Raw genomic sequence first — 20,173 nt, forward strand, 5'->3', positions numbered from 1 at the left:
CACCTTGCTCGCTTAGGGGCGTTTTCGCTGACTTATGCTCAACCTGTGGCGGGGCACTCATTGGGGACAGACTTAAATGAGTAGTCGTTGGGGACGTTCTTGAATGACTAGTCGTTTAAGAACGTCCCCAATGACTAGGTTGTGCACATTGCTTTGAGATGTTATTTAATCGGCTTTGATGGCCATTAAGCCAGCTACCTGCTTAAAGCAATTAACGATATGCATCTGCAATTGAAAATATTGCTCAAAAAATCGTCCAACAAGTCGCGGGGCCCTTTTTGGCGCGTCGCGCGTCAAGCGATGTGGCAAGTATTTGGTTAGGTATTGGTCAGTTTTGGGGCAACCTTGCCAAAAGCTTGACGGATGCAGATATGAACGTCGACAAATGAACACTTTGGACGGGGACAAACAAAAATTCTGGGCTGATTCTCGATAATCGCCTTCAATCGTCCCTTGTCGTGCGTCGCCCTCGCGTACAATCTGCTCCGACATTCGCGCGCCGCCCGGCGCATAAGAGGGGAGGACCCCATGGCAAACGAGATCTGGACCATCAAGCGTTGTCTCGAGTGGACCAAGGAGTACCTGGCCGAGCGCGGCGAGGAGCATCCCCGTCTTTCTGCCGAGTGGCTGCTGTGCGCCGCCACGGGCTTGGCGCGCATTGACCTATATATGCGCATGGACGAGACGCTTAACGCGGACCAGCTCGAAACCATGCACGCGGCGGTCGTCCGTCGCGCGAAGGGCGAGCCGCTGCAATACATCACGGGCAGCACGCAGTTTCGCATGATCGACGTCGCGTGCGCCCCCGGTGTGCTCATTCCGCGCCCCGAGACCGAGATGCTCGTCGAGGAAGTCCTGAACTATCTGGATGCCGAGGTGCTGAGTCCCGAGGCCGCCGCCCGTCAGCGCGTGGAACTGCCCTGGAACGATGAGGTCGAGCAGGCCCGCAAAGCCGAGGCGGCGCTGGCCGACGAACGCGCGACCGCCGAGCGCCGTGCTGCCAACCTGACGGCCGCTGATGAGGCGGCGCTAGGCAGCGACGTACTGGGCAGCCGCGCCTATGCCGAGGAGCTGGCCGACCGCGAGGCCGAGGAAGCCGCCGCGCAGGCAGCAGAAGCCGAAGCCGCCGAGCCCGATCTCGACGAATACGGTATCGCCATTGAGGGCAACGACCAACAGACGACTCCCGCGCAAGATGCCGCTGCGCCTGCCCCAGCCGAGCCCCGCATCGCCCGCGTTCTCGAGGTCGGCTGCGGCACCGGCTGCATCTCGCTCTCCCTTGCCTGGGAGCGCCGCGACCACGTCACCTGCACCGCTACCGATATCGAACCGCGCGCCATCGATTTGGCCACCAAAAACCGCGACGCCCTTGGCCTCACGGCAGATGAGGTTGCCTTCAGCCTCACCAACCTGGTGAGCTCCATTCCCCGCGAGGAGTGGGGCACCTTTGATGTGCTCGTCTCCAACCCACCCTATATCCCGACCGACGTCATGCGCTCGCTGCCGCACGAGGTCAAGGACTTTGAGCCCGATCTGGCGCTCGAGGGCGGCGCCGACGGCCTCGATATCTTTCGCCGCCTGCTCAATGCGGCGCCTTACATGCTGCGCGCCGGCGGCCTGTTTGCCTGCGAGCTCTACGAGGGCGCCCTCGATGCCGCGGCCGAGCTCTGCCGTCAAGCGGGTCTGTCGGACGTACGCATCGTCCACGACCTCACCGATCGCCCCCGCATCGTCCGAGCTATCGTCACCGAGCCCAAGCAGCGCCAGTAATATTTATTAACTAGTTAGCAAAAATTATAAATTAGTTTATAATTAGGACGGCTGAAAGAGGTCGGCCCATGCAACCTCCTACCTTTCGGGAAATCATTGCCCTACTCAAGCACGATGGATTCGTGAAGGTCGCGCAAGTCGGTAGTCACGCTAAGTATGTTTCTGGTGACCGTGTCGTCACCGTGAACGGCTCTGGTGGTGATCGACCAAAGAAGGGCACGTGGGCAAGTATTCGACGCCAAGCTGGATGGTAGTTGGAGGCAAAATGAGGCAGCGATTTACCTATGACTGCGTTCTCATAAAAGAAGACGACGGTTACTGCGCCAGCTTCCCGCAGATTCCCGGCGCCTTTGCCGATGGCGATACGCGCGAAGAAGCGATTGCCCATGCCACCGAGGCGCTGATGGCGTTTTTGGCCGACGACCTCAACAACGGTTTGACTCCGGCAGGGTACGAACGCTCGGCCGAGGTCGTGGCCCTTTCAGTCGAAATCGACCACGAGGACGCTCGGGAAGCGGCGTGCCGAACATTTAAAGACGCAGCGCAGGACCTCAAAGTCTCCGCTCCGCGGATTACCGCGCTGGTCAAAGCCGGAAAGCTCGATGTTGAACTCGTCGACGGCCGTCGGATGATAACGATAGACAGCATCGAGCGTTACGCCGCCCAAGAACGCCACGCCGGAAGACCAAAGAACTTCGTGGCCGTCCAATAACCCCCTCACTTTCACCGACTACTAGAGCCGCTCACCAAACCAACATGCGCTTTGGGCAATTAGGTTGAACGTTTCGTGCGAGAATGCCCCACAGTAAACAAACTTGCATCAGAGCGTGAGGGGCTGGCATACACATGCAGACGGTCTATCGGGTATACGAGGGAGCGTGCGAGCCGCATCGGCTTGCAGTCGAGCGCACGGCCGAGCTACTCGGTCGCGGCGGCCTGGCGCTTATTCCAACCGAGACGGTCTACGGTGTCGCCGTGGCGGTCAACGCCTTCTCGGATGCCGTTCCACAAGATACAAGTGAACCTCTGCCGTGGCCGCGCGATCCGCAGGCCACCGTCAACGGCGCCGCGGTCCCCGCACTCGGTACCGGCTATCGTCGTATCTTTACCCTTAAGCAGCGCGAGCTCACCCAAACGGTTGCCTGGCTGGTCGATGATGCCGAGGCGCTCGACCGCTATGGCGTGGATATCCCTAATGAGGCCCGCGCGCTTGCCCGACGATGCTGGCCGGGCGCTCTGACTATCGTGGTCAAGGCGGCCCCCTGCGTGCCGACCTTTATGCGCGCCGCCGACGACACGGTGGCACTTCGCGCTTCGGCCTCGCCCGTGGTGCAAGCGCTCATCCGCGCCTGCGGCAGCCCCCTTGCCTGCACCAGCGCCAACACGCATGGCGCGCCCGCGCCGGCAAGTTTTGCCACGGTGGAGGAGCGCATCCTGGAGGGGGTTGATGTGGCCGTCGACGCCGGCGAGACCCCGTGCCGCGATGCCTCAACCATTGTGTCGTTTCAGCACGGCGAGCTCCAGATCCTGCGCCAAGGCGCGCTTCCCGCATTAGATATCGAACGGGTTCTGTCCGACCCGATGCAATAGAAAGGCGTATGCGATGTCGTTGAATCTAGGTAGCCTGGGTGTGGAAGACGCCTCGTTTAGCTTTGGCTGTTCCTACATCATGGCGCTCGACTGCGGCACTACCTCGGTACTCGCGACCATCGTAGACGAGTACGGCTGCATCGTCGCCCAGGCGCGTCGTAGCGTCAAAACCAGCTTCCCGCGCCCCGGCTGGGTGGAGCAGGATCCCATGGAGGTGCTTGCCAGCCAGATCGGCGTGATGATGGAGGTCCAGTTTAAGAGCGGCATCCATTCTGACCGCATCGCCGCCATCGGTATCTCCAACCAGCGCGAGACCACGGTGGTGTGGGACCGCATAAGCGGCCAACCCATCTATAACGCCATCGTGTGGCAGTGCCGTCGAACCGCACCCCTGATCGACGAGCTGGTCGAGCGGGGCGCAGAAGGGCTGGTGCGCTCCCGCACGGGACTCACGCTCGATCCGTATTTCTCGGCTTCCAAGGTGCAGTGGATCCTCGACAACGTCGACGGTGCGCGTGAGAGCGCGGCGGCGGGCGACCTTATGTTCGGCACCATCGACACCTGGCTCATCTACAACCTCACTGGCTGTCAGGTCTTTGCCACCGACTACACCAATGCCAGCCGCACCGCGCTCTTTAATATCCATGCGCTCGATTGGGACGACGATCTGCTGGCGCTTTTCGACGTCCCGCGTTCCATGATGCCCGAGGTTCGTTGGAGCTCGGGCGACTACGGCCGCGTCGCGAGCGACATCATGACCAACATGCCACCCATCATGGGCGTGGCGGGCGACCAGCAGGCGTCGCTGTTCGGCCACTGCTGTTTCCATCCTGGCCAGACCAAAAACACCTATGGCACGGGTTGCTTCATGCTCATGAACACCGGCGACGAGGTCGTCGAATCCAAGAACGGTCTGGTCTCCACGATCGGCATCGCCGCGGACGGCAAGATCAGCTATGCGCTCGAGGGTTCTATCTTTGCCGCCGGCTCAACCGTGAACTGGCTGCGCAAGAACATGGGCATCATCTCGAGCGTGAGCGAGTCCGCGCAACTCGCCGCTTCGATCAACGACAACGAGGGCTGCTACTTCGTCCCCGCCTTCGCAGGCCTGGGCGCTCCCTGGTGGGACCCGCATGCTCGCGGTATCGTGTGCGGACTGACCGGTGCCTCGAGTCGCGCGACCATTGTGCGTGCGGCCTGCGAGTCCATGGCTTACCAGAGTTATGACGTGCTGCGCGCCATGGAGCAGGACGTGGGACTTTCGATTGAGCGCCTGTCCGTCGATGGCGGTGCCGCGCGCAACGAGTTCATCATGCAATTCCAGGCCGATCTGCTGGATATCCCCGTGCTGCAGTGCGAGACGGTGGAGACCACGGCGATCGGTGTCGCGTACTTGGCGGGTCTTGCCGTCGGCTATTGGGGGGATTTGGAGGAGCTGGAGCAAAACGCTCAGATCGTTAAGACCTTCCTTCCCCATATGTCCGCCGAGCGCCGCGAGCAAAACCTGGCGGGCTGGCGGGATGCCGTCAAACGCTCGCTCAGCACCGTACGGTAGGGCTGCGACGAGCTGCTCGATATAACAGACCGTTACATTTATGCACGGCGCGCGGCAACAACGACGCCATGCGCCTTGTCAGCAAGGCCATCTTCCGGCCGCAACGAAAGGGGCATCAACCCATGACCGTCACCTACGATACGTCCCGTGTGACTCTTGTCGATCACCCACTCGTCCAGCACAAGCTGTCGATCCTGCGCGACAAGAGCACCGGCACCAACCAGTTCCGCCAGCTCGTGCGCGAGCTCGCACTTTTTGACGGCTACGAGGCCATGCGCGACCTGCCCATGGAAGACGTCGAGGTCGAGACCCCTATCACTACCGCAACGTTTAAGCAGCTCGCCGGCAAAAAGCTCGCCATCGTTCCCATCCTGCGTGCAGGCCTCGGCATGGTCGATGGCATCCTCGACCTGGTACCCTCCGCTCGCGTGGGCCACATCGGTATGGAGCGCGACGAGGTTACCCACGAGCCGCATGAGTATTATTGCAAGATGCCCAAGGATATCGACCAGCGCATCTGCCTGGTTGTCGACCCCATGCTCGCCACGGGCGGTTCGGCCGAGATGGCCATCAGCTACCTGCGCGAGCGCGGTGTCAAGGATATCCGCATGCTGTGTATCGTCGCCGCGCCCGAGGGCCTCAAGTCACTGACCGCAAAGGACTCCGACGTACATATTTATACGTGCGCCATCGATGACCATCTCAACGAGGCCGCCTACATCGTTCCTGGCTTGGGCGATGCCGGCGACCGCATCTACGGTACGCTCTAGTCGTTGGGCCTTGTCGGCTACGGTCGCAAATACGAAGAAATGGTGCGCACGGTCAAGCAGAAGGCGACCGCACGCGCTCCTGTTAACGGACGTTTTACCCTGCAGGGTTCGAGAAAAACGTATTACCGTACCTGCGGCATAAAGAAGGTCTTAAGAAAATGAACAGGTGCGTATTAACCGATGTTTTCTCGGTTGTACTTTAGCGATTGGCTCGTACAATAGTCACCAATGTTCGGCTGGAACTGTTCTGTGAAGCGTTAAAAAGGAAAGTGAGGACGCCAGTGTTTCAGATAGCCGATCTGCTCGCTATCGTTGCAGGCGCCATCGCGGGCGCGGTCGCCTTTCTTCCCTTTGTTTTTACGCTCAAGCCGGTTCTTGACGATAAACAGAATGCGGACATGCTCAAGGGCATGGTGAGTCTCGCGGTCTCGGCGATCGCGTTGCTTGCCTTTACCCTGGTCGTGTTCGCGTTGTTCGGAGAGGCGTTTCGCATGTTCCTCCTGGGCGAGGCGATCGGCTTTGTGGCCTTTATGGCCGCCTGCACGGTCCGCGTCGCCAAGGCGCTGCGGGATCCTCATGAGGTCGAAAGGTAAGTCGTGGAAATTTTTGAAAAGCTGCCTGATGAGATTAATCATCTGGTCAGCGAGTTCAGCTCCACCCCTGTCGTGGGCGATCTGAGCTGCGGCATCACGCAGTACTCGTTTTGGCTGATCGTCTCCACGATCGTGCTCCTGATCGTCCTGGCCGTGTTCAAGAAGAAGCAGACCCTGGTCCCCAAGGGCTTCTTCGTCAACGGTTTCGAGTACATCATCGAGTACGTCGAGAACGATATCGGCAAGGGCGTCGTGGGTGAGAACTGGAAGAAGCACTTCCCGTTCCTGTGCTCGCTTTTCCTGTTCATCCTGATCAATAACATGATCGGCCTGATTCCGGGAATGAAGCCCGGCACCGGCGCAATCGGCTCCACCGCCGCGCTCGCCATCTTCGCCTTCGTGTACTTCATCTACTACGGATGCAAGGCTCACGGCGTGATCGGCTACATCAAGAGCCTCGCCCCGCAGGGCGTAAGCTTCCCGATGAACGTGCTTGTGTGGGTCGTCGAGCTTTTCTCGACCTTCCTGCGTCTCATCACGCTCGCCGTCCGTCTGTTCTGCAACATGTTCGCAGGACACGTGGTCATGGGCTCGTTCGCCATCATGGCGAGCATGTTCATGCAGCCGCTGCTTCAGCAGGTTTCCGCGGCCCACGCCGTTGGCGCCCTGCCTTCGCTAGCCTGGCTTGCCATCCTCATCCTGATCTATGCGATCGAGCTTGTGGTCGGCGCCATCCAGGCTTACGTCTTCACGGTCCTTACCGCCGTGTATGTCTCCGAGGCAGAGGAGGTCGCGGAGGAGGAGTAGCCTTCCGCTCGCGCCTTAAAGGTAAGCAATTCGTTAAACCGCCGGTGCCCGTACCCATGGAGCCCGGCAGTTATAAAAAAGGTTATCCTGCGTGAAATAAGACACGCACGACAAAGGAGGAATCGTGGGAGTTATCGGTTACGGTCTCGGTGTTATCGGCGCTGGTCTTGCTATCGGCCTGTCTGCTCTGGGTGCTACGGGTGCTATGGCCCGTCAGCCTGAGGTCCAGGGCCGCGTGTTCACCGTCTTCATCATGGGCTCCGCCTTCGGCGAGGCTCTGGCTCTGATCGGCTTCGTTGTCGCGCTGATCGTTAAATAGCACGGAGCGTCAAGTATGAATCTTTCATCCCAGAAGAGCGCGATCGCACTCTCCGCGTCCGCGGCCGCGCTGCTCATGCCGGTTTCCGCGTTCGCTGAGGACGGCGCTGCCGGTGCGGACATCCTCATCCCTAAGATGGCGGAGTTCATCCCGGCGCTTATCGCCTTCCTGATTATCTGGATCGTGCTGGCCAAGGTCGCCCTGCCGGGCATCATGAAAACCATGGAGGAGCGCGGCAAGAAGATCGAGGAGAGCCTCGACGAGGCCGAGAAGACCAAGCAGGAGGCTATCGCCAAGCGCGCTGAGTCCGACTCGATCGTCACCGACGCCCGTCGTCAGGCTGCCGACATCGTTCTCGAGGCCCGTAAGGACGCCGAGTCCGAGCGCGCCCGTATCATCGAGGCTGCTCACAAGGAGGCCGAGGAGATCATCGCCAAGGCCCATACGACCGTCGAGGACGAGCGCAAGTCCATTTACGCCGGTGCCGCGAGCTCCATCGCCGACCTGTCCGTTGCCGTCGCCACCAAGATCGTAGGCGAGGCACTCGAGGACGATGCCGAGCAGAAGAAGCTCATCGAGCGCTACATCCAGGAAGCAGGTAGCCTGAATGCCGACTAGCCGCTATCAGGACAAGGTGCTCGAGACCTACGCGCGCTCCCTTCTGGAAGCCGCTAAGGCCGAGAACCATGTGTTCGAGGACCTCGAGATGATCGAGCGCTTGGCTTCTGCCAGCCCCGAGATCATCGCCGTGCTCGACACCATGTCCAAGCGCGACCAGCTCGACCTTCTTCCCAAGGTGGCAGCTGCCTTTAAGTATGTTGCCGAGGAAGACGAGGATGTAGTGGGCGTGACCGTCACCACGGCGATCCCGCTCGACGACGAGCTGCGTCAAACCATCACTAAGAAATGCGAGCAGGACTTCGGCCGCAAGGTATTCCTTATCGAGCGGGTCGACCCGTCTATCGTGGGCGGCCTGGTGCTCGAGGCCCGCGGCGAGCGTCGTGATATTTCCGTCAAGACGCAGCTGCGCATCGCGCAGGAGACCCTCGCAAACTCTGCTAATTCGTACGGAGGTGAAGCCTAATGTCCGAAACCCTCAATGCCCAGGATATCGCCAAGAAACTGCAGGAGCAGCTCACGAGCCTCTCCGCGACGGTCGATACGCATGAGGTTTCAACGGTCGACGAGGTAGGCGACGGCATCGCGCGCGTCTCCGGCCTCAAGAGCGCCATGGCAGGCGAGCTTCTGGAGTTCAAGAGCTCCGATACCGGTGAGACCGTCTTCGGCCTTGCCCAGAACCTTGACCGTGACGAGGTCGGCGCCGTTCTGTTCGGTGCCGTCGACTCCATCAAGGAAGGCGACGAGTGCCGCACCACTGGCCGCATTATGGATATCCCCGTGAGCCGTGCCATGCTCGGCCGCGTCGTCAATCCGCTCGGCCAGCCCATCGACGGCCTGGGCGACATCGTCGCCACGCACCGTCGCCCCATCGAGTTCAAGGCTCCCGGCGTCATCGATCGTACCCCGGTGTGCGAGCCGGTTCAGACCGGTCTGCTCGCTATCGACTCCATGGTGCCTATTGGCCGCGGTCAGCGTGAGCTCATTATCGGCGACCGTAAGACCGGTAAGACCGCCATCGCCATCGACGCTATCCTCAACCAGCGCGGCAAGGGCATGGTCTGCATCTATGTCGCCATCGGCCAGAAGGCCTCCACGGTTGCCAACATCCGCGAGACCCTCGCTCAGCACGGTGCGCTCGACTACACCATCATCGTTTCGGCCACCGCTGCCGATTCCGCCCCTATGCAGTACATCGCGCCTATGGCCGGTGCCGCTATCGGCGAGTTCTTCATGTACAACGGCGAGGACGGCAAGCCCGCCAGCGAGACCAACCCCGGCGGCCACGTGCTCGTCATCTACGACGACCTGTCCAAGCAGGCTGTGGCCTACCGTCAGATGTCGCTGACGCTGCATCGTCCGCCCGGACGCGAGGCCTATCCTGGCGACATCTTCTACCTGCACTCTCGTCTGCTCGAGCGTGCCGTCAAGATGTCCAAGAAGAACGGTTACGGCTCCATGACGGCACTGCCGATCATCGAGACCCAGGACGGCGACGTCTCGGCCTACATTCCGACCAACGTCATTTCCATTACCGATGGTCAGATCTACCTGCAGTCCGAGCTCTTCTTCCAGGGTCAGCGCCCGGCAGTCGACGTGGGCATCTCCGTGTCCCGCGTCGGTGGCGATGCGCAGACCAAGGCCATGAAGCAGGTCGCCGGCAACCTCCGTCTGGACCTTGCTTCGTACCAGGAGCTCGCCGGCTTCACGCAGTTCGGCTCCGACCTCGACGAGGCCACGCAAAAGCAGCTGACCCATGGTGCTCGCATGACCGAGCTCCTGAAGCAGCCGCGTTACAAGCCGTTTGAGGTTGGCGAGCAGATCGTTACGCTGTTCGCTGGCAACGAGGGCTTCCTGGATGACCTGGAGATCGCCGACGTGCTGCCCTTCCGTGCCGAGCTCATCGAGTACATGGACAATGGCTTTGGCTCGCTGCTCGACAAGGTTCGCGCCAAGAAGATCGATGATGACACCAAGGCTGAGCTCTTGCGCGTCATCGGCGACTTCAAGCAGCAGTTCATGGCCAAGCACCATTCGGATGTTTCTGGATCAGAGGAGAACTAAGCCCCATGGCTAACCTTCGCGACATTAAGAAGCGAATCTCCTCGGTTACCACGACCAAGCAGATCACGCGCACGATGGAGATGGTCTCTACGGCCAAGATCCGTCGTGCCCTCGATCGCTCCAAGCAGGCCGAGCCCTATAAGGAGGCGCTGACCGACGTCATGTTGACGGTCGCCGGCGACGCCTCCTGTTCGGGCACCGATCCCATGCTGCAGAAGCATGAGAGCGTCAAGCATGGCCTGATTGTCGTTATTGCCTCGGACCGCGGCCTTGCCGGCGGTTTCAATACGACGGTGGAGCGCACGGCCGAAAAGCTCGCCGCTTCTTGGGCGAACGACGGCATCGAGTGCGAGATCATCGCGTGCGGGCGTAAGCCGGCCACGTATTTCCGTGACCGCGCAAACGTTGTCATGCACTTTGAGGGCAACTCCTCTGAGCCCGATTTCAATCAGGCCCGCATGATCTCCTCTCATATCTGCGATGCGTATCGTGCCGGTGAGCTTGACCGTGTCGAGCTTGTCTACCACCACGCCAAGAACCGCGTGGATCAGGAGCTTCGCGTCGAGCATCTGTTGCCGCTCGACCCCGAGATGATCGCTATGGCCCACGGTCCGCGTAAGAACGAGACCGACGCCCCTAAGCGCATCTCGTCCACGTTCGAGTTCGTGCCCTCTCCCGAGCATGTTCTCGGCAAGCTTGTGCCGTCTTACATCCTGACGGTCATCTACCAGGCCCTGATCGATTCGGCGGCTGCCGAGCAGGGTGCACGCCGCAAGGCCATGCACTCCGCGACGGAAAACGCCACCGCGATCATCTCGACCCTTACCCGCACGTATAGTCGCGTGCGCCAGGCTTCGATCACGACCGAGATTAACGAGATCGTCGGCGGAGCCTCAGCATTGGAGGAACAGTAATGGCTAATAACACCGTAAAGCTTGCGGTCGAGGAAGCCACCAAGAAGACGACTGCCGGTGATGGTCGCATCGTGCGAATCATCGGCCCTGTCGTCGACGTCAAGTTTGACGGCGCGGTGCCCCCGATCTACAACGCGCTCACGGTCGAGGCCGAGACCCCGATCGGTCATCTGAGCACGATCCTCGAGGTCGAGAGCCAGCTTCCGGGCGGCGTCGTCCGCACGGTCGCCATGTCCTCGACCGACGGCCTGCAGCGCGGCCTCATCGCCACCGATACCGGTGAGCCCATGAAGATGCCCGTTGGCCCCAAGACGCTCGGCCGAATTTGGAACGTTATGGGCAAGCCCGTCGACGGCAAGCCCATGCCCGAGGTGGAGGAGTTCTACCCCATCCACCATGCAGCGCCCCGTTTCGACGAGCTCACCACCAAGACCGAGATCTTCGAGACCGGCATCAAGGCCGTCGACCTGCTCGAGCCCTACATCCGTGGCGGCAAGACAGGCCTGTTCGGCGGCGCCGGCGTCGGCAAGACCGTTCTGATTCAGGAGCTCATCAACAACCTCGCCCAGGAGCACGGTGGCACCTCGGTGTTCACCGGCGTCGGCGAGCGTACCCGCGAGGGCACCGACCTGTTCCTCGAGATGAGCGAGTCTGGCGTTATCGACAAGACCTGCTTGGTCTATGGTCAGATGAACGAGCCGCCCGGAGCGCGTCTGCGCATCGGTCTGGCCGGCCTTACCACCGCTGAGTACTTCCGCGATGGCGGCCAGGACGTTCTGCTGTTCATCGACAACATCTTCCGCTTCTCCCAGGCAGGTTCCGAGGTTTCCGCACTGCTGGGCCGTATGCCGTCCGCCGTTGGTTACCAGCCCACGCTGGCAACCGAGATGGGCGACCTCCAGGAGCGCATTACCTCGACCAAGACGGGCTCCATTACCTCCGTCCAGGCTGTCTACGTCCCCGCAGACGACCTGACCGACCCGGCGCCTGCCACGACGTTTACGCACCTCGACGCCACCACGGTTCTTTCGCGTAGCATTTCGTCGCTCGGCCTGTTCCCGGCTATCGACCCGCTCGCATCTTCCTCCGACGCTCTCGATCCCTCGATCGTTGGCGAGGAGCACTACCGTGTCGCCGTCAAGGTCCAGGAGCTCCTGCAGGAGTACTCCGACCTTCAGGACATCATCGCCATTCTGGGTATGGACGAGCTGTCCGAGGAGCAGCGCCTTACGGTCAACCGTGCCCGTAAGATTCAGCAGTTCCTCTCGCAGTCCTTCCACGTCGCCGAGAAGTTCACCGGCAACCCCGGTGTCTACGTCCGCGTCGAGGATACCGTCCGCTCTTTCGCCGAGATTGTCGACGGCAAGGCCGATGACCTGCCCGAGCAGGCTTTCCGCTATGCTTCCACGATTGAGGACGTGCGCGAGCGCGCCCGCAAGATGGGGGAGAAGTAGGTTATGCGTATCCGCATCGTGTGCCCCGTGAGCTGCGCCTATGAGGGCGACGCTGCGTTTGTGTCGATTCCGTCCACGGATGGCGAGTTTGGCGTCCTGCCTGCTCACTCCAGCGAGATTTGCACGATCGACCGCGGTTACGTTCGCGTTTCCGATAAGGCCATGGGCACTGTCGACCACACGTTTGCCGTGGCCGGCGGCTATGCCCAGGTTGCGGACGATGTCGTGACCGTTCTCGCCGAGCGCGCTTGCGATTTGGCGACCGTCGATGCCGACAAGCTTAAAGCTGATATTCAAGGTTTTGAAGAGAAGCTGGGTAATTTGTCGGAGGATGATGCACGCCGCGCCTACCTCTATAATGAAATCGCATGGTGTAAGCTCAAGCTTGCCCAATAGTCAAACGATTTAGCGTTCGACCATTTGCGAACACATCATGCCCGGGATGGCCCAGCCACCCCGGGCATGCTTTTTGAAAGGGTAGACCTTGGATATTATCCGCGTTGAGGGTGGCCACGCCATCGGAGGCTCCGTGCCCGTCTCGGGCGCCAAGAACTCCGCGCTCAAACTCATGGCGGCAACGCTTCTGGCGCCGGGCAAGACGACGCTGCAGAACGTGCCCGATATTTCCGATGTCCACGTGATGGGCAAGGTGCTCAAGGGCATGGGCGCTACGATCGATGTTCTCGACGAGCACACGCTCGAGATTGATACCTCTCAGGTCGATTCATGGGAGGCCCCCTACGAGCTCGTTGCCAAGATGCGCGCTTCCACCGCCGTCATGGGGCCCCTGCTGGGCCGCTTCCATCGCGCCAAAATTGCCATGCCGGGCGGCTGCAACCTGGGTGCTCGTAAGATCGATATGCACATTCTTGGTCTTGAGGCCCTGGGCGTTGAGTTCGATACCGCCCACGGTTACATCAACGCTAATGCGCCCCAAGGTCTGCGCGGTACCACCGTCACGCTCGAGTTCGCCAGCGTCGGTGCGACCGAGAACCTCATCATGGCCTCTGTGCGCGCACAGGGCACCACGGTTATCGACAATGCCGCCCGCGAGCCCGAGATCGTCGATCTCGCTAACATGCTCAACGAGATGGGCGCCAAGATTGTTGGCGCCGGTACGCCCGTCGTGACGATCGAAGGCGTGGAAGAGCTCCATCCCGTTACCCATCGCGTGGTGGGCGACCGCATCGAGGCCGGTACCTTTATCGTTGCCGGTGCGTTGATGGCCGACGATCGCGGTGTCGATGTCACGGGCTTTTGCCCCATTCACTTGGGCATGGTGCTCAAGAAGATGGAGCTTATGGGTATCGACTGCGAGCGCGTCGAGGATGGCGTCCATGTGAACCGTGCCGAGCGTATCAAGCCGGTCGACATCCAGACGCTTCCGTTCCCCGGTTTCCCGACCGACATGCAGGCGCAGATTATGGTGCTCTCCGCCCTTGCCGACGGCAGTTCCGTTATTACCGAAAACATCTTCGAGAATCGCTTTATGTTTGCCTCTGAGCTGGTGCGCATGGGTGCCGACATTCGTATCGAGAGCCATCATGCCATGATTCATGGCGTCAAGGGCTTCTCGGGTGCACAGGTTACCTCGCCCGATTTGCGCGGCGGAGCGGCCCTCGTCGTAGCGGGCTTGATCGCCGACGGGACGACCGAGGTTTCGGCTATCCATCACATCAAGCGCGGCTACGAGCAGTTTGTCGAAAAGCTGCAGGCGCTTGGCGCGCATGTCGAGCATGCTACCGTCCCCGATCCCGTCATCTACTAATACAGGTTGCCTATGTTTAATAAAAAGCCCCTCGCGGATACCACCACCCGAAGACCCTCAACTGGTGCGCAGGCCAAGATCTACAGTCGCGATAACGTGGCTCGCTATTCCGAGCGCGCTCGTCAACGCCGCCGTAGCCACACGATTCGTCACGTCGCGCTCATTGTCGTGCTTGGCGTGCTGCTGAGTGCCACTACCGCTGCCGGCCTGTGGTTTGCCACCATTATGGGCAAGCTCGGCGATTCTAATGTCATTACTGACAATCTGCGTCGGGTTCTGGTTGACACCGATGAGGCAAAGGATCCGTTCTACGTGCTGCTTCTTGGCACCGACGGCCGTCCGGGCGAGGATACGTATCGTGCCGACTCGATTATCCTGGCTCGCATCGACCCCACGCAAAAGCAGGCGACGCTCATTTCCGTTCCGCGCGACACCAAGGTCGAGTACAAGGGCGAGACCATGAAGATCAACGCCTGCCATACCGTTGGCGGCGCCGAGGCCATGGTCGAGGCGGTCAACGAGCTGTGCGGTGTTCAGATTTCCCACTATGCCGAGGTCAGCTTCGACGGTATGCAGGCGCTGATTGATTCGGTTGGCGGTATCGACATTAACGCAACCGATGATGTTGACGACCCCGAGCACCTGGATATTAAGATTACCGCTGGCCAACAGCATATGGACGGTGCCACCGCCCTTACCTATGCCCGCTGCCGCTACACCTATGCCGACGGCGATTACACGCGCATGCGCCACCAGCGTCAGGTGCTTGGCGCCCTTGCCAACCAGATTCTCAATAACTTCGATGCCACGAAGATCTTTGGCCTGGTTAATTCGCTGTCCGATATGCTCGTAACCGATATGAGCGTTCAGGATATCGTGGCTACGGTCAATGCCATGCGCGGTATGGATGTCGACGGTATCTACTCGGCCAACCTGCCCTCGTACGCCGACGACAGCACCATGATCGACGGCGTGAGCTATGTCTTTGTCTACGAAGACGAGCTTAAGGAAATGATGGCCCGTGTCGACGCCGGCAAGGACCCCAAGGGCCCCAACACCATGGGTCTTTCCGACGGCTCCAGCTCCACGATCGGTGACCTCAGCAACAACACGTCTGACGACTACGCAAACGGTACCGCAACCTCATCGGTCAGCTCTGACGATTCCGATGACTCAAGCGATTCGAGCGATTCGGACTACTACGAAGAGCCCACCGGCGACGGCAACGGTTACGAGGCCAACTACTAAGTTACGGCGTTTTGCCAAACGCCGTAACGGCTCGACGCTGCGCGGGCCGCATTTGGACAATCTGACGTTCAACTTCAAGGGCGCGACCAGAAGGTCAGCGCCCTTTCGTTTCACGTCACCTTGTCTCAAATGCGGCCCGCTCGCTGTCGTTGCCAAGACATTGGCGTTGCCGTCGCCGGCATTTTGCGGTACTTGGGGACGTTCCTTTTGTGCCGGCAGTTTGGGACACTCCTTGCGTTAAGAGGCTGGCGTGCGTCAACCTGTTCTCATTGCAGCAAAAAATCGCCCCGTTCTCGGTTGAGGACGGGGCGATTCGTCTTTTGGGCTTATGCAGCCAGGCTTATGCGAAACGGGCGACGAGCTCCTGCAGGACGTCGGTCATCTTGACGAGCGAACTGACCGGGACAAACTCGTTGACGCCGTGGTAGCAATAGCCGCCGGTGGAAAGGTTGGGGCAGGGCAGACCGCGGAACGACAGCTGCGCGCCGTCGGTGCCGCCGCGAATCGGCAGCACTTGGGGCTCAACGCCGCAGGCAAGGTAGGCTTCCTTGGCAACATCAATAAGCTCGGGATAGTCACGAACGATCTCGGCCATATTTCGATACTGCTGCTTAATCTCGACCGTCACGCGCTTGTCACCCAAGCGCTGGTTGAGCATCGAGGCGGCGGCATCAATAAGGTCGAGTTTCTGCTGGAACTTGGCTGCGTCATGGTCGCGGACGATATAGCGCGCTGTGGCGTGATCGACGGTCGCAGATACACCCTCAAGGTGATAAAAGCCCTCGTAGCCTTCCGTATACTCCGGGCGCTGCACGTAGGGGAGCAACGCGTTGAAGTCGCAGAACAGATTGCCTGCGTTAACCATACGGCCTTTGGCGTCGCCCGGGTGGATGGACTGGCCCTCAAAGCAGACGGTCGCCTCAGCGGCATTAAAGCACTCCCACTCCAGCTCGCCGATGGGGCCACCGTCGACCGTGTAGGCATACTTGCAGCCAAAGGTATCGATATCCAACAGCTCGGCTCCGTGGCCGATCTCCTCGTCAGGGCAGAAGCAAATGCCGAGTGCGGGATGGGGCAGAGAAGGGTCCTGAGCGATACGCGCGACAAGCGACATGATCTCGGCGACGCCTGCCTTGTCGTCCGCGCCCAGCAGCGTGGTGCCATCGCTGCAGACCAGGTCCTCACCCGCGAGGTCGTTCAGGGCGGGAAGCTTGGCGGTACTCATGGCAACGGGCTTACCGTCAACCGTGCCGCAGACCAGGTCGCCGCCTTCGTAGTGCACGATGTGCGGCTTCACGCCGGCGCCCGGTGCAACTTCGGTGGTGTCGAGATGGGCGATCAGGCCCAGGGCGGGCTTGTCCTCAGCGCCCACACTTGCGGGGATATGCGCGCAGACATAGGCGTGCTCGGTCACGTGGGCATCTTCCGCACCAAGCTCGCGCAGCTCTTCAGCCAGCACGTTGGCAAGGTCAAACTGAACGGCGCTCGAGGGTACCTGGTCGCAGTTTGCATCCTCGGACTGCGTGTTGATCTGGACGTAGCGCAAAAAGCGCTCGAGGACATCGGGGTTCGTGGTGGTGTTTTCCATAAAGACCGCTCCAATCTTGGTCGTCGTGTGCAACAAGAACTCTAGCACGGTATGCCACGGCATGCCGCGACGCTTGGATGGGGTAGAATCAGCCAATGAATGCAGAAGGGACGGAAGATCATGGATACGACAAATAGCTCGCGCGAACTACATCTGACGGTGGCGAACGAAGACTACTTGGAGTGCATGGTTCGCATTGAAAGCGAAGAGGGGGAAACCAACGGCGTGCGATCGGTCGACATCGCGCAGCGCCTTGGCGTCTCCAAGGCATCGGTCAATAAAGCGGTTTCGGCGCTCAAGGCATCCGAACTTGTCGAGCAATCGCACTACGGCAAGGTAGTCCTGACCGCTCGCGGCCGCGAGGTTGGTACGGCTATCTGGTACCGTCATCGCCTCGTCCGCACGTTTTTGGTTCAGGAGCTCGGTGTCGAATTTGAGCGAGCCGATTCCGAGGCCTGCATGATGGAGCATGCGCTATCCGAGGACACGATGAACCGCTGGCTCGCCTATCTCGAAAAGCAGGGAATCAGCGTCGAGGAATAGCGGGATATATATGGATACGAGTTATTACAATCGCTTTGGTGCCGAGGAACTTACGCGCCGCTTGTCGAGCGAGACCTTGTTGGCGCAGGGCCCCATGGGCAGTGTTCTGTTGAGTGAGTACGACGCCGCCGATATTCCACCGGCGTTTTGGAATCTGGCAGAGCCGCAGACCGTTTCTCGTATCCATCGCTTGTATGTCGCCGCCGGCGCGCAGGTACTCATTACCAATACCTTTCAGGCATCAAGCTATGCCCTCAAGCACGACCAGATTGCGCCGTCCGTGGCAGAGGTCAATCGCGGGGCCGTCGACGATGCCCGCCAGGCGCACCCTCAGCTGCTGCTGGGCTCGATGGGTCCGATCGGTATTGAGTGGTTTGCCGAGGACTCGGCCGAGTTTCGTGAGATCCGAGGCATTGCGCGCGAACAGGCGCACGCCTTGCTCAATGCTGGTGTTGACGGTCTGCTGATCGAGACGGTGACGTCTATCCGTAATTTGCAGCCCATGCTTGCCGGCGCCCGAGATGCCGCCGACGGCATGCCTGTTCTGGTGAGTTTTGTCGTTGACGATAAGGGCGACCTGTTGGGCGATGGCCTCAACATCGAGGCAGCCGTTTTGTACGCCGAAAAACACGGCGCAAACTCGGTTGGTGTTAATTGCTGTTCGCTTGCGGCCGCGAACGCGGCGGTGCCCAGGATGGTTGCATCGGCGACTACTCCCGTCACGGTGCGTCCCAACGTGGGCGATCCGGTCCAGACTCAGGATGGCCCCGTATGGCACGAGAACCCCGAAGCTTTCGCGCGCGCATGCATCGAATGGAGACATGCCGGTGCCGCAATGGTGGGCAGTTGCTGTGGAACCACGGCAATCACTACGGCAGCGATGGCCGAGGCGCTCGATATATAAAGGGCAAAACCGCTCCATACGGGGCGGTTTTTTTATTGCCTGCATGTCCTCGGCAGCATTTGCCCAAATGGTGAATGCTGGTGCCGGCAGGTTGCCGAGCGTGTATCGCGGGTATACCTCATGCGTACCATGATCCAAACACTGTGAGGTGTCTGCGCGTGTGCGCGATAATTCATTTTGGAACTGACGGTTGGCGCGCTCGCGTCGATGAGGACTTCACTGCCGATAACGTTGCCCGTATCGCCGATGCCGTCGGCGAGTTGTGGCAAAAGACCAATCCGGGCAAAACGGTATATATAGGGTTCGACACTCGGCCCCTGGCGCGCGAGTTCGCTGAGCTTGCGGCGGGTGTGCTAGCAGCGCACGGGCTAGACGCCGTGCTCGCTTCGCGACCTGTTCCGACCCCTGCCCTTACGTGGGCGGCGGCTTATGACGGTGAGGCGTGCGGCGCGCTCATGGTGACGGGGTCCCATCATCCGCAGGGTTATCTGTGTCTCAAGATTCGCATGGGTGACGGCTCGACCGCCAACCAGGATGTCATCGAAGAGCTCGAAGAGACCATGGCTCCCGAGCCAATGGGGATCGAGGGGCAATATCGCACCGCGGATATCATTCCTGACTATATGCAAGCGGTGGCATCGTTTGTCGATGCCGAAGCCATCCGCGCCGCGCACCTGCGCGTGGTTGTTGACCCCATGGGCGGCGCAGCCCAGGGCTATCTAGCCGACTTGCTGCGCGAGCTTGGCGTTGAGGTGCACGAGATTCACGCCGGGCAGGCGCCTGACCAAGAAGATATCTGCCCCGACCCCGTTGAGCCGTGGGTGGACGCTTGCGAGCATACGGTTATCGAGGACGGAGCTTGCGCTGGCCTGGTGACCGACGGCGACGCCGACCGCATCGGCGCGGTTGACGAGCGCGGCAGATACATACATCCGCATCAGATCATGGCGCTCGTTTTGGGCGACTTGGTTCAATTTCGTAATTTGGAGGGACGCGTCGTCGTCAATCTTTCGTGCTCGACGCTCGTGCGTCGCATTGCCGAGGCGCTTGGCTGCCGCGTGACCGTCAAACCAGTCGGTTTCAAATATATAGCGGCAGAGATGAAGAAGGGTGGCGTCCTCATAGGCGGCGAGGAAGCCGGTGGTATCGGCATCGCCGCGCATATGCCCGAGCGCGATGGAATCCTCGCCTGTCTGATTCTGTGTGAGCTTATGGCAAAGACGGACGCGCCTTTGGGCGTTCTGGTCGACCAACTCGAGGACAGTTTTGGTAAGACGAGTTACGGTCGACGCGATTTGCGCCTTGAGGCCGAAGATGCCGAAACGTTACGAACCCTGCTGCCGGGCGTAAACCCCAAGTCGATTTGTGGCAAGGTGCCGCAAAACGTTAGTCATATGGATGGCTTGCGTTTAGCATTCGAGGATGACACGTGGCTGCTGGTCCGTCCTAGCGGGACCGAACCAGTGGTGCGCGTCTACGCCGAGGGGTTCTCGGTGGAAAAACGTGATGAGTTGCTCGATGCTGGCTGTGCTTTAGCTAGGGGAACGTATCCGCTTTAACCATGAGACTGCCTTATATAAAGAGATGCTCGGTGAGCGGTAGTTAACGGCTGGCAAACGTTAGTCGGATCCCAAATTGTGTAGGAAATGTGTACACCCAGATTCCCGC

Annotated in this window: 21 protein-coding genes; 20 read left to right on the top strand and 1 reads right to left on the bottom strand. The window is 60.3% G+C overall.

What is annotated here, in order from left to right:
* Positions 1-528: 528 nt before the first annotated feature.
* The 17 genes from DW003_RS08310 to DW003_RS08390 all read left to right on the top strand — a co-directional run bounded on the left by DW003_RS08310 (position 529) and on the right by DW003_RS08390 (position 15,470).
* Positions 529-1,770 (top strand): HemK/PrmC family methyltransferase, encoded by a 1,242-nt coding sequence (locus tag DW003_RS08310; RefSeq protein WP_118388535.1) that lies wholly within the window; start codon positions 529-531, stop codon positions 1,768-1,770.
* Positions 1,771-1,838: 68 nt separating this feature from the next.
* Positions 1,839-2,024 carry a type II toxin-antitoxin system HicA family toxin gene (locus DW003_RS10155; RefSeq protein ID WP_089573106.1) on the top strand — a complete coding sequence of 62 codons (186 nt, stop codon included), beginning with the start codon at positions 1,839-1,841 and terminating at the stop codon, positions 2,022-2,024.
* Positions 1,991-2,482, top strand: coding sequence for a type II toxin-antitoxin system HicB family antitoxin (locus tag DW003_RS08320; RefSeq protein WP_147352195.1), 492 nt, complete (start codon positions 1,991-1,993; stop codon positions 2,480-2,482). Before DW003_RS10155 ends, DW003_RS08320 begins: the two co-directional genes overlap by 34 nt.
* Before the next feature lie 134 nt (positions 2,483-2,616).
* Positions 2,617-3,360 (top strand): L-threonylcarbamoyladenylate synthase, encoded by a 744-nt coding sequence (locus tag DW003_RS08325; RefSeq protein WP_118388539.1) that lies wholly within the window; start codon positions 2,617-2,619, stop codon positions 3,358-3,360.
* Between the two features lie 13 nt (positions 3,361-3,373).
* Entirely contained in the window at positions 3,374-4,915 is a 1,542-nt protein-coding gene (gene glpK / locus DW003_RS08330; RefSeq protein WP_118388541.1) for a glycerol kinase GlpK, read from the top strand.
* A gap of 122 nt (positions 4,916-5,037) precedes the next feature.
* Complete coding sequence (gene upp / locus DW003_RS08335) at positions 5,038-5,685, top strand: uracil phosphoribosyltransferase (RefSeq protein ID WP_118388543.1); 648 nt, start codon at positions 5,038-5,040, stop codon at positions 5,683-5,685.
* A gap of 281 nt (positions 5,686-5,966) precedes the next feature.
* A complete protein-coding gene (locus DW003_RS08340; protein WP_118388545.1) occupies positions 5,967-6,278 on the top strand; it encodes a hypothetical protein in 312 nt (103 codons plus the stop codon).
* A 3-nt stretch (positions 6,279-6,281) separates the two neighbouring features.
* The gene (gene atpB / locus DW003_RS08345; protein ID WP_022094263.1) at positions 6,282-7,085 is read left to right on the top strand and encodes a F0F1 ATP synthase subunit A; all 804 of its coding nucleotides are present in this window, start codon (positions 6,282-6,284) and stop codon (positions 7,083-7,085) included.
* A gap of 124 nt (positions 7,086-7,209) precedes the next feature.
* Positions 7,210-7,404, top strand: coding sequence for an ATP synthase subunit C (locus DW003_RS08350; protein WP_022094262.1), 195 nt, complete (start codon positions 7,210-7,212; stop codon positions 7,402-7,404).
* Between the two features lie 15 nt (positions 7,405-7,419).
* Positions 7,420-8,022, top strand: coding sequence for a F0F1 ATP synthase subunit B (gene atpF, locus DW003_RS08355; RefSeq protein WP_006235712.1), 603 nt, complete (start codon positions 7,420-7,422; stop codon positions 8,020-8,022).
* Entirely contained in the window at positions 8,012-8,488 is a 477-nt protein-coding gene (locus DW003_RS08360; RefSeq protein ID WP_117779406.1) for a FoF1 ATP synthase subunit delta, read from the top strand. Before atpF ends, DW003_RS08360 begins: the two co-directional genes overlap by 11 nt.
* Positions 8,488-10,086: a F0F1 ATP synthase subunit alpha gene (atpA, locus tag DW003_RS08365; protein ID WP_035138794.1), complete on the top strand. Its 1,599-nt coding sequence runs from the start codon at positions 8,488-8,490 to the stop codon at positions 10,084-10,086. Before DW003_RS08360 ends, atpA begins: the two co-directional genes overlap by 1 nt.
* Before the next feature lie 5 nt (positions 10,087-10,091).
* On the top strand, positions 10,092-11,000 hold the full coding sequence (gene atpG / locus DW003_RS08370) for an ATP synthase F1 subunit gamma (RefSeq protein WP_006235716.1): 909 nt from the start codon (positions 10,092-10,094) through the stop codon (positions 10,998-11,000).
* Positions 11,000-12,454 (top strand): F0F1 ATP synthase subunit beta, encoded by a 1,455-nt coding sequence (gene atpD, locus DW003_RS08375; RefSeq protein ID WP_118388547.1) that lies wholly within the window; start codon positions 11,000-11,002, stop codon positions 12,452-12,454. The genes atpG and atpD overlap by 1 nt, the downstream gene beginning before the upstream one ends.
* Positions 12,455-12,457: 3 nt before the next feature.
* Positions 12,458-12,850 (top strand): ATP synthase F1 subunit epsilon, encoded by a 393-nt coding sequence (atpC, locus tag DW003_RS08380; protein ID WP_006235718.1) that lies wholly within the window; start codon positions 12,458-12,460, stop codon positions 12,848-12,850.
* Between the two features lie 88 nt (positions 12,851-12,938).
* Positions 12,939-14,222: a UDP-N-acetylglucosamine 1-carboxyvinyltransferase gene (gene murA / locus DW003_RS08385; protein WP_035138796.1), complete on the top strand. Its 1,284-nt coding sequence runs from the start codon at positions 12,939-12,941 to the stop codon at positions 14,220-14,222.
* Between the two features lie 12 nt (positions 14,223-14,234).
* Positions 14,235-15,470 carry an LCP family protein gene (locus tag DW003_RS08390; protein ID WP_118256294.1) on the top strand — a complete coding sequence of 412 codons (1,236 nt, stop codon included), beginning with the start codon at positions 14,235-14,237 and terminating at the stop codon, positions 15,468-15,470.
* Positions 15,471-15,810: 340 nt separating this feature from the next.
* Here DW003_RS08390 and pepT read toward each other — a convergent pair whose 3' ends face one another.
* The gene (pepT, locus tag DW003_RS08395) at positions 15,811-17,058 is read right to left on the bottom strand and encodes a peptidase T (protein WP_117766202.1); all 1,248 of its coding nucleotides are present in this window, start codon (positions 17,056-17,058) and stop codon (positions 15,811-15,813) included.
* A 120-nt stretch (positions 17,059-17,178) separates the two neighbouring features.
* Here pepT and DW003_RS08400 point away from each other — a divergent pair, with 120 nt between their 5' ends.
* The 3 genes from DW003_RS08400 to DW003_RS08410 all read left to right on the top strand — a co-directional run bounded on the left by DW003_RS08400 (position 17,179) and on the right by DW003_RS08410 (position 20,064).
* On the top strand, positions 17,179-17,601 hold the full coding sequence (locus tag DW003_RS08400; protein WP_118388549.1) for a metal-dependent transcriptional regulator: 423 nt from the start codon (positions 17,179-17,181) through the stop codon (positions 17,599-17,601).
* A 10-nt stretch (positions 17,602-17,611) separates the two neighbouring features.
* Positions 17,612-18,505: a homocysteine S-methyltransferase family protein gene (locus DW003_RS08405; RefSeq protein WP_055252635.1), complete on the top strand. Its 894-nt coding sequence runs from the start codon at positions 17,612-17,614 to the stop codon at positions 18,503-18,505.
* Positions 18,506-18,663: 158 nt separating this feature from the next.
* A complete protein-coding gene (locus DW003_RS08410) occupies positions 18,664-20,064 on the top strand; it encodes a phosphoglucomutase/phosphomannomutase family protein (RefSeq protein ID WP_233545554.1) in 1,401 nt (466 codons plus the stop codon).
* Positions 20,065-20,173: the final 109 nt, after the last annotated feature.

Origin of the sequence: Collinsella sp. AF36-3AT, from assembly GCF_003475205.1 — a bacterium.
Classification (GTDB): domain Bacteria; phylum Actinomycetota; class Coriobacteriia; order Coriobacteriales; family Coriobacteriaceae; genus Collinsella; species Collinsella aerofaciens_AF.